This is a genomic window from Modicisalibacter xianhensis (genome assembly GCF_900113605.1).
GTDB lineage: Bacteria > Pseudomonadota > Gammaproteobacteria > Pseudomonadales > Halomonadaceae > Modicisalibacter > Modicisalibacter xianhensis.
The window spans coordinates 1-12,994 of sequence record NZ_FOPY01000015.1 but is presented as its reverse complement, the minus strand read 5'-3'; the positions used below and the strand labels follow the sequence as shown (position 1 = coordinate 12,994).

Genomic DNA, 12,994 nt, shown 5'->3' with positions numbered 1-12,994 from the left:
TTCTCCTGTCAGGCGGCGCGGATGCCGCTGTGGCGAAGCAGTGGCTCGACGCTGGGGTCGCGGCCGCGGAATGCGCGGAATAGTTCTGCCGCGTCGCGCGCGCCGCCCTGCTCGAGAATTTCACGGCGGAAGCGGATGCCGGTGTCGGCGTCGAACACGCCGGCTTCCTCGAAGGCGCTGTAGGCATCCGCAGACAGCACTTCCGCCCACTTGTAGCTGTAGTAACCGGCTGCGTAACCGCCGGCGAAGATGTGGCCGAAGCTGTTCTGGAAACGATTGAAGTCGACCCGCGGCACCACGGACCATTGATCACGCACGTCGTCGAGCAGGACCTGGACATCATTGGTCTTGGGCGCAACAAGTTCATGATGCAGGCGGAAGTCGAACAGCGAGAACTCGAGCTGACGCAGCATGCCCATGGCTGACTGGAAGTTCTTGGCGGCCTGCAGTTTCTCGAGCATTTCGTCGGGCAGGCGCTCGCCGGTTTCGACATGGGCGGCGATCAGGTCGAGCCCCTCGCGCTCCCAGCAGAAGTTCTCCATGAACTGGCTGGGCAGTTCCACGGCGTCCCAGGCGACGCCATTGATGCCGGATATGTCCGCCACACTCTGCTGGGTCAGCATGTGGTGCAGGCCATGCCCGAACTCGTGGAACAACGTGGTGACCTCGTCGTGGGTTAGCAGGGCCGGCTTGCCGCCCACCGGGCGGGTGAAGTTGCAGGTCAGGTAAGCTACCGGCAACTGCAGGCTGCCATCCTCGCGATGCCGGCGTACGCGGCACTCATCCATCCAGGCGCCGCCGCGTTTGCCTTCGCGGGCGTACAGGTCGAGATAGAAGCCGGCAATGGGCACATCGCTCTCGCGGATCTCGTAGTAGCGCACGTCGGGGTGGTAGCGCGGCGCCTCCTCATCCTCGACGAATTTCACGCCGTAGAGGCGCTGAGTGACGCTGAACAGCCCATCGATCACGCGGGGCGCCGGGAAATAGGGGCGTAACTGCTCTTGAGAGATGGCATAGCGCGACTCGCGCAGTTTCTCGCTGGCGTAGCCCACATCCCAGGGCTTGAGGTCCTCGAGTCCCAGGGTTTCCCGGGCGAAGGCCTCAAGTTCGTTGAATTCCTCTTGCGCCTGCGGGTGGGCGCGCTTGGCCAGGTCGGCAAGAAAATCGAGCACCTGATTCGGCGACTCGGCCATCTTGGTGGCCAGCGAGAAATCCGCGTAGGTCTCGAAGCCCAGCAACTGAGCCAGCTCGTGGCGCAGGGCAAGGATTTCCTCGATATTGGCGGCGTTGTCGAACTCGCCGGCGTTGGGGCCTTGGTCCGAGGCGCGGGTGACGAAGGCGGTATAGACCTCCTGGCGCAGCTCACGGTCATGGGCGAAGGTCACCACCGGATAGAAGCTTGGGAAGTCCAGCGTGATGCGGTAGCCCTCGACGTCCTTGGCCTCGGCATTGGCTTTCAGCGTCTCCAGGGCGCTGTCGGGCAGGCCATTGAGGGTGGCAACATCGGTGATGTCCTTGTGCCAGGCCTGGGTGGCATCGAGCACGTTGTTGGAAAAGCTGTTGGACAGCGCTGACAGACGAGCCTGGATCTCGCCATAGCGACGCTTCTTGTCGTCGGGCAGGTCGACCCCGGCCAGGCGGAAGTCGCGCAGGGTATTGTCCACGCTGCGGCGCTGGGCCTGGTCAAGGGCGTTGTAGGCCGGTGATTCCTTGAGGGCCTGGTAGGCCCGGAACAACCCTTCGTGCTGGCCCAGCCAGGTCCCGTATTCGGACAGCTTGGCCAGGCAGGTCTGATAAGCCTCGCGCAGGGCCGGCGTGTTCATCGTGCCATTGAGGTGCGAGACCGGCGACCAGGCCTGAGACAAGCGATCATTAAGCTCTTCCAGCGGCGCCGCCAGGCTGGCCCAGGTGGGGGGCTCCTGATCGGCCTTCTCTGCCAGATTGTCGATGGCCGTGCGGTTCTCGTCGAGAATCTGCTCGATGGCCGGTACCACGTGATCGGGCTGAATGGCACCGAACGGTGGCAGCGTGTGACGCTCAAGCAGCGGGTTGTTGGACATGACAGTGGATTCCTTGTCGTGTGCGTGAGGACTGCTGCATTAGATGCGGGCGCGGCAGATGGGTTTCAACGTGGCTGGTGCCGTCAGTATGGTGGCTGCGTGGTCATGACCGCCAGCGTTGGCATCGCGGCTATTGTGTCGAGCGGTGCGCCTGATAGGCTTGCGCCTTCGGCACGCGGCGGCGTGCCGCCGATAATCGAAAAAGGCAGGACAATGAGCGAGACATTGGAGCGCTGGAGTACCCGGCGCGCATTCATTCTGGCGGTGACCGGCGCCGCGGTGGGGTTGGGCAATATCTGGCGCTTTCCCTACATGACCGGGGAAAATGGCGGTTCGGCGTTCCTGCTGCTGTATGTCGCTTTCGTTCTGCTGCTGGGGCTGCCGGTGATGATGGCCGAGATTCTGATTGGCCGGGCCGGTCGGCGCAGCCCGATGCAGGCACTGGCCCACCTGGCCGGCCAGGCCGGGGCGACGCCGCACTGGCGCTGGCTGGGGCTGTTCGGTGTCACGACGGTCTTTCTGATCCTGTCGTTCTATTCTGTGGTGTCGGGCTGGTCGATCGAGTATTTCATCGAGTCGGTCAATGGCAATTTCGTGGGCCAGACGCCCGAAGAGATTGGAGCCAGCTTCAATGCCTTCCTGGCCGATCCTTTGCGCATGACCTTCAACCATACCCTGTTTCTGCTGCTGACCTTGTCGGTGGTGGCGGCAGGCGTTTCCGGCGGTCTCGAGAAACTCAACAACCTGCTGATGCCGCTCCTTTACCTGCTGCTGCTGGTGCTGGCCGGCTATGCGGTCACGACCGATGGCTTCGGGGCTGCCGTGGCCTGGCTGTTCACGCCCAATCCCGCCGCCATCACGGTGTCGGTGGTGCTCAATGCCATGGGGCACGCCTTCTTCACGCTGGCGGTCGGTGCCTGTGCCCTGATGGCCTACGGTGCCTACATGCCGGACCATCAGAGTCTACCCAAGGCCGTCGCTGCAGTGGCGGTACTCGACGTCACCGTGGCACTGCTGGCCGGGATCGCGATCTTTTCAGTGGTCTTCTCCCAAGGCATGGACCCTGGCGAAGGGCCGGGGCTGATGTTCGTCACGCTGCCTATCGCCTTTGCCGAGCTGCCGGGCGGAGCATGGTGGCTGGCGATCTTCTTTTTGTTATTACTGCTGGCAACCTGGACATCGTCGATCAACCTCGCTGAGCCGATCGTGGCGACACTGCAGGGGGCCGGGCTGCGCCGCGGCCGGGCCACGGCGCTGGTTGGCGTCGCCGTGTGGGCGGTAGGCATGCTATCGGTGCTGTCATTCTCGGCCATGGCCGATGTGCACTGGTTCGGCGAGATGACGTTCTTCGATCTGGTGACGACCGTGCCCACGGATATCTTCCTGCCGGTGGGGGGGCTGCTGATTGCCATCTTTGCCGCTTGGGTCATGCCCCGAGACACCGTGGTTCGCGCCTTGGATGCCGGTCCGCGTGGCTTCCGCGCCTGGCAGGCTACCGTGCGCTTCGTCTCGATTCCGCTGGTGGTGATCGTACTGGTATCGGGGCTACTGTAACCGAGGGCTGTCGTTGGACGGCGAAGAACGAGGAGGGCGACATGACGATACGAACCTTTCAGGGATTGACGCCACGGCTGGGCGAGCGTGTGTTCATCGATCCGGCCAGTGTGGTGCTCGGCGACGTGGTGATGGGCGACGATTGCTCGGTGTGGCCGATGGCTGTCATCCGCGGCGATATGCACCGCATTCGCATCGGGGCGCGGGTCAGCGTCCAGGATGGCAGTGTGCTGCACATCACGCACGCCAGCGACTTCAATCCCGGCGGGCATCCACTGACCATTGGCGATGACGTGACCATCGGCCACAAGGCCCTGCTGCATGGCTGCAGTATCGGCAATCGGGTGCTGGTCGGCATGGGGGCGACCGTGATGGATGGCGTGGTGGTCGAGGACGAAGTGATCATCGCCGCCGGGGCGGTGGTCACGCCGGGCAAGACCCTGGAGAGCGGGCATGTCTATGCCGGCAATCCGGCCAAGCCGCTACGCGCTCTCAAGGACAGCGAGCGTGCCTTCTTCACTTATACGGCCGGCAATTACGTCAAGCTCAAGGACCAGTACCTGGCCGACGGCCAGGCCATATGATCCAGGCTATGTGATTCCTCACTTCAAGCGTTTGTTTTTCGGGGCGATGCTGCGCGATAATCTGGATTTGCATACAGTGATCGTGAGCGCAGCATGGCCAATTTTCGTACTCATCTCAGCGTCGCCGTGGCGGGCGGCGCGTTGCTTGCCGTCAGTGGCTGGCATGCTGCCCTTTGGTCGGCGACCGATGCGGGGCCATTGGCCGCACTGACCGCGTTCGGCGGCATCCTGCCCGACATCGACTCCGACCATTCCCGCTCCATTCGCCTGATCTTCACGCTGTTCGCGGTACTGGCCGTGGTCGGCGGGGCGCTGCTGCTGCAGAATCGCCTGAGTCCCGGGGCGCTGGTCGTTGCCTGCGGTGGGCTTTACGTCGGTGTGCGTTATGCCTTCGGGTCGGTCTTCAAGCGCTTTACCGTGCATCGCGGCATCTGGCACTCGCTGCTGGCCGCGATGTTGTGTGGGCTGGCGACCACGGCGGTGAGCTACCAGCTGTTGCAGCAAAGCTCCTGGATGGCCTGGGCGCATGGCATCGCACTGGTCATCGGGACGCTGATCCACCTGTTGCTCGACGAGATGTACAGCGTCGACCTGGTCGGCTCGCGCTTGAAGCGCTCGTTCGGGACGGCCTTCAAGCTGTTCGATTACCGCGAGCCGGGCAACTCGGTCATCATGCTGATGCTGGCAGCCGGCCTGGCCCCCTGGCTGCCGCCGTGGCAAGTGCTGGTCGACCTGCTATCTCAGGGCTCGCGGTTGTGGCGATAGTCCTCGGCCCTGAGGCCGTATTTGCGCAGCTTGTCGTAGAGGGTCTTGCGCGGCAGGCCGAGATGCTCGCAGACATGGGTGATACGCCCGTGATGATTGGCCAGCGACTGGCTGATCAGGCTCTTTTCGAACAGCTCCACCTGCTGGGGCAGGGCCATGTCGTTGGTGCCGGTGTCGGCGCCTTCGAGCAACTGGTCGAGGCGGTAGTCGTAGGCTGCACCAAGCAGTACGAAGCGTTCGGCGAGGTTGCGTAGCTCTCGAACGTTGCCGGGCCAGTCGTGGCTCATCAGCACCGAGACGTCGGCGGCGTTGAGCGGCGGTGCCTCGAGCCCGCTGCGGTTGGCGGCGACCACGGCGAAGTGCTGGAAAAGCAGAGGAATGTCCTCGCGGCGCTCACGCAGTGGCGGGATCGGCAAGGTCACCACGTTGAGCCGGTAGTAGAGGTCCTCGCGGAAGGCGCCTTGTTCGGCGGCTGCCTTGAGGTCGGTCTTGGTGGCGGCGATGACGCGAATATCGAGGGGGATCGGCTCGTTGGCGCCCAGCCGCTCGACAGTGCGCTCCTGCAGCACACGCAGCAGCTTGACCTGCAGCGCTAGCGGCATCGATTCGATCTCGTCGAGAAACACGCTGCCGCCATTGGCGTGCTCGAACTTGCCGATGCGGCGCTCCACGGCCCCGGTGAAGGCGCCCTTTTCGTGGCCGAACAGCTCCGACTCGATGATGCTTTCGGGCACGGCGCCGCAATTGATGGCCACGAAGGGCTGACCGCTACGCGAACTGCGCTCGTGCAACGAGCGCGCCACCAGATCCTTGCCGACCCCGGTCTCGCCGAACAGCAGCACATCGGCCTCGACCTGGCTGATGCGTTGGAGCATGGCGCTGAGGTGCTGCATGGCCGGGGTGCGCCCGACGATGCGTGGCCCAGGCGCCGCGCGCTGGGCATCAAGTTCTGCCTTGAGATGTCGGTTTTCCAGGCTCAACTGGCGCTTTTCGGTGGCACGCCGCACCACATCGGTCAGCTGCTCGCCGGCAAATGGCTTCTCCAGAAAATCCCAGGCGCCCTCGCGCATCGCCTCGACGGCCGTGGAAATGTCGCCATGGCCGGTGATCAGGATTACCGGCAGATCAGGGTCGCGTCGGCGCACTTCGCGTAGCAATGTCATGCCGTCCATGCCCGGCATGCGGATATCGGTGATCAGTACGCCTGGATAATCGGGGCTCAGAGCGTCGAGAGCGGCCTCGGCGCTACTCAGTGCTTCCGGGCGGTAGCCGGCCAGCTCGAGTGTCTGGCTGGCAGTGATGCGCAAGTGTTCCTCGTCATCGACGATCAGGACCGGAGTGTCGGCCGGTTCATGCATGGCGATTCTCCTTGGGCGGTGAGGGTGGCCCGGCTGGCGTCAGGCCGGTTTCGCTGGCGGCGAGAACTGGCGTGCTGGCGCGTAGCGTCACGCTGAACAAGGCGCCGCCGTCGCTGGCGTTCGTCGCCTCGAGACTGCCACCGAGGTCATCGATGATGCGTGCCGAGATGGACAGGCCGAGTCCCAGCCCCTTGCCGGTACTCTTGGTAGTAAAGAAGGGCTCGAAGACCCGACCGAGGTGGGCCTCGGCGATGCCGGGCCCATTGTCGCGCACGCCGAGACGTACCCAGCCATCTGCCTGGACAATCGTGAGCTCCAGGCGGGGCGAGGGCGTTTCGGCCATGGCCTGCAATGCGTTGCCGATCAGGTTGACGAGCACCTGTTCCAGGCGCACCAGGTCGGCATGGACCCAGACGTCTTCGCCAGGCCAGTCCTGGATTACCTCGACATGGGCATCGACCAGGCGCGAGCGGTACAGGCGCAGGGCATAGCCGAAGCTGGCCTGCGCCGACACGGCGGTCAGACTGTCGCCGCTCTTGCGCGAGAACTGCTTGAGCTGGGCACTGATCTCCGCCATGCGCGAGGTGAGCTCGACGATCTGGCCGAGGTTGCCGCTGGCGGCCTCGCTGCGGCCCCGCTCGAGAAAGATGCGCGCATTTTCGGCATAGGCACGTATGGCTGCCAGCGGCTGGTTGAGTTCGTGGTTGATGCCGGCGGCCATCTGGCCGAGCACCGCCAGCTTGGCAGCCTGGATCAGTTCGTCCTGGGCTTGGCGCAGTTCGGCCTCGGCGCGTCGTCGCTCGTCGATTTCGGCCGATAGCCGGCGGTTGGAGTCGAGCAGGTCGCGGGTGCGTTCTTCCACGCGGTGTTCCAGTTGGTCACGCGCACGTGCCAGGGCCAGCTCCTGAGCCTTGCGCTCGCGGATGTCGAATACCGTGGCCAGCCAACGCTCGCCGTGCGGGCTGACCAGCGGGCTGAGGGTCAGCTCGAGAGGCACGAGGGTGCCGCCGGGGCGAAGCGCCAAGACTTCGGTGGCGGGTGAGGGCGTCGCCTGGCGCAGGGCCAGGACACGCCGGGCATCGGCCGGAGACAGCAACTCGGTCAGGTGGCGTCCCTCCACGTTGGCAGGCGTGTGGCCGAAGATCGCCTGGGCGGTCGGGTTGAGGTAGGCCAGCGATGCCGACTCATCGAGGACCAGCAGGCCGGCCCGCGTGCGGTCGATGATGCCGCGGACCCGGGCCTGGCCTTCCGCAAGGGCCTGACGCTCGCGTTCCGCAAACAGTTCGCGCTCGCGGCGCAGGCGCCAGCGTTGCCAGCCGATACCGCCGGCCAGCACCACCACACCATACAAGCCGGCAGCGAGCATGCCGGCCTGCCACTGGGCGCTTTCCACCGAGGTCAATGGCTTGAGCATATGCACCGTCCAGCCGAGAGTGGGTAGCGCACGAGTCAGGGCAAGATATGCCGTCGTGTTCAGCGGCCCCTGTTCGAAGCGGACCAGGCGGGAGCCGTCGGGACGCTGCTCGAAGGGGGCGAGTGCGACCGTGTCCAGGGGGACACCGTCGTAGCGGCGTGTTTCCTGGAGCCGACGTTGCACCGTGCTGTCCAGTGGCGTCAGGCTGGCCAGGCGCAGGCCAGGTTGGCTGGCCATGAAGATCACGCTGTTCTCGTCGCTGACCAGCAGTTCGCCATTCTGGCTGCTCCAGTTGTCCTCCAATGGCGCGACCCGCACCTTGATCACGACGACACCGTCGACGCGCTGGCGGCTCGTGTCGCTGTATACCGGAGCGGAGAAATAGTAGCCACGTTCACCGGATTGCGTGCCCAGACCGTAGAAGCTGGCCATTTCTCCTTGCATGGCAAGCTTGAAGTAGGGGCGAAAGCTGTAGTTCTGCCCCACGAAACTATGCGGTAGCTGCCAGTTGCTGGCTGCCAGTGTCGTGCCGCTACGGTCGAGCAGGTAGATATCGGAAACGTCGGCAATGGCACGAAAGTCATCGAACATACGGTTGAGAATCAGCACCGCCAGCGGGTCATCAGGGGTGGCAAGTGCGCGCTTGACGGTCTCGCGGCTGGCCAGTAGACGCGGCAGGTAGTCGTGACGTGAGAGGTAGGCGGAGATGCCGGCCGCGGCCAGGCGCAGTTCATTGGTGGCTTCGGCGTGCAGCGATTCCAGCGCTTCCTCGCGCGCCAGCATGGCTGCCTGCCAGGCACTTAGCAGCAGGCCCAGTGGAACCAGCAGAAGCAGCAGGCGGCGCCAGGGCCGGGGCAGTCGGGTGGCGTGCATGCCGTCTCCGCTTACTCGGGGCGCTCGGGCAATGCCTGGGCGCGGCGCAAGGCGCGCTGGGCACGCGTCTCGGCGCGCTCCAGCTCGAGCAGGCCCTCTTCGACGAAGACCAGATGCTCATGAGCGCGCGACCGGGCATCCTCGGCGCGGCCTTCGAGAATGGCATCGAGCAGGGCGCGGTGCTGCACCATCAACTGTTCACGTGCCCCGGGGCGCTCGAAGAGATGTGCCAGACTGGAAACGATGCTCTTCTCGAGTAGGTGAAAGATACCGCGAATGGTGTGCAGCAGCAGGACGTTGTGCCCCGCTTCGGCAATCGCCAGGTGGAAGGCGGCGTCGGCCTTGGCTTCGCGGTGTGGGTCGTCCTGCAGGGAAGGCTCGGCGTAGGAGGCTGCCAGTTCCTCGTAGCGACGAATCAGCAACTCCTTGTCCGCCGGTGTCGAGCGGAGTGCGGCATAGTAGGCGGAGATACCCTCGAGCGCGTCGCGGAATTCGAGCAGATCGAGATGGAACTCGCCATGCCGCGAGAGGAGCTCCAGCAGCGGGTCGCTGTAACCGCTCTTGAGCTCCTCGTTGACGAACGTGCCGCCGCCCTGACGACTGCTCAGCAGACCGCGGGCCGACAGCTTCTGGATCGCCTCGCGCAGGGACGGCCGCGATACGCCGAAGCGCTCGGCCAGTTCCCGCTCCGGCGGCAGGCGCTGCCCGGGGGCCAGGCTGCCTTCGAGGATCATGGCCTCGAGGCGCTCGGTAATGACATCGGCAATGCGCGGCTGGCGAACCGGCTGATAGACCATGCGTTGTTCTCGTGATGCTGGAGAGTGAAGCGGTGGGAGCCTGTAGCTCACCGATTGTGACAAAGTCGCGTCAGCGCGGCTAATGCCAAATTGGTATTACCAATAGTAACGGCTTTTTCAGCGTCTGCCGAATTCTGGCTATCAACGGTTTTTCCTGGCCCAATCAGTGCCTGGAGGTATATCTGGGCGCTGGTTAGACCAAAGTTCATGGTGTGTTTTTCAAGAAGCGCACCGTTTGAGTTTGACGCGCAAGCACCGCAGCCTCTAATGTGCTTCAAGACTTTCGGTAAATTGGTAAAACCAATTTACCGCGGCAAACACAACCACTAAAATGCCGCGTGCCCGGCCGGCAGGGTCGCTGTCGACCGGCTTGAGGAGATCCGACATGACGCCACTCAAGCTGTACCCACCGAAACCGGACAAGGTGTATTTCTTCGGCACCTGTCTGATCGATATGTTCTACCCCCAGGCGGGGCTCGACGGGATTCGCCTACTCGAACGTGAAGGTATCGAGGTGGTATTCCCCGACGATCAGACCTGCTGCGGCCAGCCTGCCTATACTTCGGGCTATCATGACGAGGCACGCGCCGTGGCCGAGGCCCAGCTCGACCTGTTTCCCGAACCTTGGCCGATCATCGTGCCTTCCGGGTCGTGCGGCGGCATGATGCGTACTCATTACCCGCAGCTCTTCGCCGGCTCCGGTCGGGAGCGCCAGGCCGAAGATGTGGCGGGGCGGATATTTGAGCTAACCGAATTCCTGGTGCATGTCTGCCATGTCCGGCTCGAAGACAAGGGCGAGCCCCAGCGTGTAGCAATGCACACGTCCTGCAGCGCGCGGCGCGAGATGGGACTGGCAGAGACCGGGCCGGCGCTGCTGAAGCAGCTCGGCAACATCACCTTGGTCGAGCAGGCGCGGGCCAGCGAGTGCTGCGGTTTCGGCGGTACATTTGCGGTGCGTCATCCGGAAGTCTCTGCCGCCATGGTCGAGGACAAGACGCAGGCCATCGAGGCTGCGGGAGCGGACCATTTCGTGACATCCGACTGTGGGTGCTTGATGAATATCGGTGGCCGTTTCGATCGCAAGCGACTGGACGGCAATGAAGGGCAGGTGGGCGGCGAGCATATTGCCAGCTACCTCTGGAGGCGCACCTCATGAGCGTACAGAGCGGTTCTCCCCAGACCTATACGCCGCAAGCTTTCCATCGCCAGGCTCACGATGCCCTGGGCAACCCCCAAATCCGCAGCAATTTCCGGCGGGCGATGGACGGCCTGATGGGCAAGCGTCGCGATGCCTTCGGCGACTGGGATGTCGAGACCCTGCGTGAGCTGGGGGCCAATATTCGCCTGCGTGCACTGGCCAAGCTGCCGGACCTGCTCGAGCAGCTCGAGGCCAATTGCCAGGCCAATGGCATCAAGGTGCACTGGGCAGAAGATGGCGAACATGCCTGCCGTATCATCCGTGAGCTGTGCGAGGCGCGCGATGCCCGGCATGTCATCAAGGGCAAGTCGATGGTCTCCGAAGAGATGCACCTCAATGCCCATCTGGAAGATGCTGGCATCGAGGCGTTGGAGTCGGATCTCGGTGAATACCTGGTGCAGCTCAACGAGCAGACGCCGTCGCACATCATCATGCCGGCAATCCATCTCAATACCGAGGAGATTTCCGACGTCATGCACGTGCGTACGGGAATCGAGCGGACCAAGGACGTCGATGCCTTGACGGCAGCAGCGCGTGCGCAACTGCGCGAGCGTTTCATGGCCGCCGATGTTGGGATATCCGGGGTCAACTTCGCCGTCGCCGAGACCGGCACGCTGTGTCTGGTCGAGAACGAGGGTAACGGGCGCATGACCACCACGGTGCCGCCGGTACATATCGCCGTGACCGGCATCGAGAAGGTGGTCGAGCATCTGCGCGACGTGCCGCCGCTTTATGCCCTGCTGACTCGCTCGGCCACTGGGCAGCACGTGACCACCTACTTCAACATGATCTCCGGTCCCCGCAAGCCCGGCGAGCATGACGGCCCTGAAGAGGTTCACCTGGTTCTGGTCGACAACGGCCGTTCCAACATTTACCAGGACAACGAACTGCTCGACACGCTGCGCTGCATTCGCTGTGGTGCGTGCATGAATCACTGCCCGGTCTACACCCGGGTCGGTGGTCACACGTATGGCACCACCTATCCTGGCCCGATCGGCAGTATCCTCATGCCGCACCTGATGGGGCTCGAGGCGACCAAGGACCTGCCCAGCGCCTCCAGTCTGTGCGGTGCCTGTGGTGAGGTTTGTCCGGTGAAGATTCCGATCCCTGACCTACTGGTGCGCCTGCGCAAGGAGGCCGTCGGTGAAGGCCGCGGCAATGTAGCTGGTGCCGGCGTCAAGCGCGACCGCAAGGAAGTGCTGGCCTGGAAAAGCTGGCAGTGGCTGGCTACACACCCCGGTGCCTGGCGGGCCGGAACCGGGGTGGCTACCAAGTTTCGCACGTTGTCGCCGTCACGCCTGGGGCCGTGGACAGACTACCGCACGGCGCCAAAACCGGCCTCGACATCGCTACATGCCTTGGTCAAGCAACACCGACGCGAGGATGGTCGGGAGGATAAGCAATGAGTGTACGCGACACCATACTGCGCCGGTTACGCGAGCGGACCGATGGAACCTTGCCGGTGCCCGAGACCGATTTTGCCATCATGTCCGGCCGGGGCTGGTCGCAGGAAGAGCGGTTGCAGCGCTTCGAGGACAAGATCGCTTCCGTACATGGCGAAGTCGTGCATACCACGAAGCAGGCGTGGACTTCGGCATTGCGTGAGGTGCTAATGCGCAAAGGGGTGAAACGGCTGGGGGTGGGGCGGCAGCATCCCGTTGCCAGCGATGCGCGGACCGCGCTACAGGAGACGGACATCGAGCTCATCGATGCCGATCGAGACATCGAGGCGTGGTCACGTGAACAGTTCGAGACTCTGGATGCCGGCTTGACCTCCACGCGGGGCGCTATCGCCGAAACCGGAAGCCTATGGTTATGGCCCACGCCGGACGAGCCGCGCCGGCTGAGCCTGGTGCCGCCACTGCACATTGCCGTGCTTGATGCGGAGATGATCGATGATACGTTCTTCGACGTGATCGAGAGGCATGGTTGGGCGGGGCAGATGCCGACCAATGCCCTGCTGATCTCGGGGCCGAGCAAGACGGCCGATATCGAGCAGACCCTGGCATATGGAGTACATGGGCCCCGGGAACTGGTCATCCTGGTACGCCACTAAGAAAAAACTTCAAAGAAGGCTTGTCAGGTCCGATCGGGACGCGTAGAGTACGCATCCGCTGCTGACGACGGGCACACGTCGCTGGCGGTAAAGGTAGCGCAAGGCGCTGTTTTCGTTGGGGTTTTTCTCGCATCGGTGACGATCGCGGGTTGACGGAAACGCCCGGTCTGATAGACTGCGCCGCCACGACACGGGGTTCGCCTGGCAGGCCGGTTGAGGCTGGCAAATGACGGCGAACACGGCGCTTGACAGCGCGGCCCGGATCGGTAGAATACGCCTCTCTCGCAGCGAGGCCGCCCTGACAGGGCGAGAAGCGAAAGTCAAGTGACTCGCTT

The 12,994-nt window shown here is 63.8% G+C and carries 10 protein-coding genes; 6 read left to right on the top strand and 4 right to left on the bottom strand.

Annotated elements, in window-relative coordinates; all coding sequences use genetic code 11:
• Nucleotides 1-8 precede the first annotated feature (8 nt).
• Nucleotides 9-2,060, bottom strand: a complete 2,052-nt coding sequence (gene prlC, locus BM194_RS16455; protein WP_092848990.1) for an oligopeptidase A — start codon at nucleotides 2,058-2,060, stop codon at nucleotides 9-11.
• Between the two features lie 213 nt (nucleotides 2,061-2,273).
• Between prlC and BM194_RS16450 the strand changes: the two genes are divergently transcribed.
• The 3 genes from BM194_RS16450 (at nucleotide 2,274) to BM194_RS16440 (ending at nucleotide 4,963) form a co-directional block, all read left to right on the top strand.
• Entirely contained in the window at nucleotides 2,274-3,614 is a 1,341-nt protein-coding gene (locus BM194_RS16450) for a sodium-dependent transporter (protein ID WP_092848988.1), read from the top strand.
• Between the two features lie 41 nt (nucleotides 3,615-3,655).
• Entirely contained in the window at nucleotides 3,656-4,198 is a 543-nt protein-coding gene (locus BM194_RS16445) for a gamma carbonic anhydrase family protein (protein WP_092848985.1), read from the top strand.
• A 93-nt stretch (nucleotides 4,199-4,291) separates the two neighbouring features.
• Complete coding sequence (locus BM194_RS16440) at nucleotides 4,292-4,963, top strand: metal-dependent hydrolase (protein ID WP_092848982.1); 672 nt, start codon at nucleotides 4,292-4,294, stop codon at nucleotides 4,961-4,963.
• Here the strand turns inward: BM194_RS16440 and BM194_RS16435 are convergent.
• From BM194_RS16435 to BM194_RS16425, 3 genes are read right to left on the bottom strand one after another with little or no spacing between them, the layout of a single operon-like run.
• Nucleotides 4,939-6,321: a sigma-54-dependent transcriptional regulator gene (locus BM194_RS16435; RefSeq protein ID WP_092848980.1), complete on the bottom strand. Its 1,383-nt coding sequence runs from the start codon at nucleotides 6,319-6,321 to the stop codon at nucleotides 4,939-4,941. The genes BM194_RS16440 and BM194_RS16435 overlap by 25 nt on opposite strands.
• Nucleotides 6,314-8,608 carry an ATP-binding protein gene (locus BM194_RS16430; protein ID WP_092848976.1) on the bottom strand — a complete coding sequence of 765 codons (2,295 nt, stop codon included), beginning with the start codon at nucleotides 8,606-8,608 and terminating at the stop codon, nucleotides 6,314-6,316. Before BM194_RS16430 ends, BM194_RS16435 begins: the two co-directional genes overlap by 8 nt.
• Nucleotides 8,609-8,619: 11 nt before the next feature.
• Complete coding sequence (locus BM194_RS16425; RefSeq protein ID WP_092848972.1) at nucleotides 8,620-9,405, bottom strand: GntR family transcriptional regulator; 786 nt, start codon at nucleotides 9,403-9,405, stop codon at nucleotides 8,620-8,622.
• A 385-nt stretch (nucleotides 9,406-9,790) separates the two neighbouring features.
• Here BM194_RS16425 and BM194_RS16420 point away from each other — a divergent pair, with 385 nt between their 5' ends.
• The 3 genes from BM194_RS16420 to BM194_RS16410 are packed head-to-tail and all read left to right on the top strand — an operon-like array spanning nucleotide 9,791 to nucleotide 12,659.
• Nucleotides 9,791-10,561, top strand: coding sequence for a (Fe-S)-binding protein (locus tag BM194_RS16420; protein ID WP_092848970.1), 771 nt, complete (start codon nucleotides 9,791-9,793; stop codon nucleotides 10,559-10,561).
• Entirely contained in the window at nucleotides 10,558-12,009 is a 1,452-nt protein-coding gene (locus BM194_RS16415) for a LutB/LldF family L-lactate oxidation iron-sulfur protein (RefSeq protein ID WP_092848968.1), read from the top strand. Before BM194_RS16420 ends, BM194_RS16415 begins: the two co-directional genes overlap by 4 nt.
• Nucleotides 12,006-12,659: a LutC/YkgG family protein gene (locus BM194_RS16410; protein WP_092848965.1), complete on the top strand. Its 654-nt coding sequence runs from the start codon at nucleotides 12,006-12,008 to the stop codon at nucleotides 12,657-12,659. Before BM194_RS16415 ends, BM194_RS16410 begins: the two co-directional genes overlap by 4 nt.
• Nucleotides 12,660-12,994: the final 335 nt, after the last annotated feature.

Excerpts from the sequence above, each read along its gene's own strand:
- prlC (WP_092848990.1), bottom strand. The coding sequence starts at position 2,060 with ATGTCCAACAACCCGCTGCTTGAGCGTCACACGCTGCCACCGTTCGGT.
- BM194_RS16450 (WP_092848988.1), top strand. The coding sequence starts at position 2,274 with ATGAGCGAGACATTGGAGCGCTGGAGTACCCGGCGCGCATTCATTCTG.
- BM194_RS16445 (WP_092848985.1), top strand. The coding sequence starts at position 3,656 with ATGACGATACGAACCTTTCAGGGATTGACGCCACGGCTGGGCGAGCGT.
- BM194_RS16440 (WP_092848982.1), top strand. The coding sequence starts at position 4,292 with ATGGCCAATTTTCGTACTCATCTCAGCGTCGCCGTGGCGGGCGGCGCG.
- BM194_RS16435 (WP_092848980.1), bottom strand. The coding sequence starts at position 6,321 with ATGCATGAACCGGCCGACACTCCGGTCCTGATCGTCGATGACGAGGAA.
- BM194_RS16430 (WP_092848976.1), bottom strand. The coding sequence starts at position 8,608 with ATGCACGCCACCCGACTGCCCCGGCCCTGGCGCCGCCTGCTGCTTCTG.
- BM194_RS16425 (WP_092848972.1), bottom strand. The coding sequence starts at position 9,405 with ATGGTCTATCAGCCGGTTCGCCAGCCGCGCATTGCCGATGTCATTACC.
- BM194_RS16420 (WP_092848970.1), top strand. The coding sequence starts at position 9,791 with ATGACGCCACTCAAGCTGTACCCACCGAAACCGGACAAGGTGTATTTC.
- BM194_RS16415 (WP_092848968.1), top strand. The coding sequence starts at position 10,558 with ATGAGCGTACAGAGCGGTTCTCCCCAGACCTATACGCCGCAAGCTTTC.
- BM194_RS16410 (WP_092848965.1), top strand. The coding sequence starts at position 12,006 with ATGAGTGTACGCGACACCATACTGCGCCGGTTACGCGAGCGGACCGAT.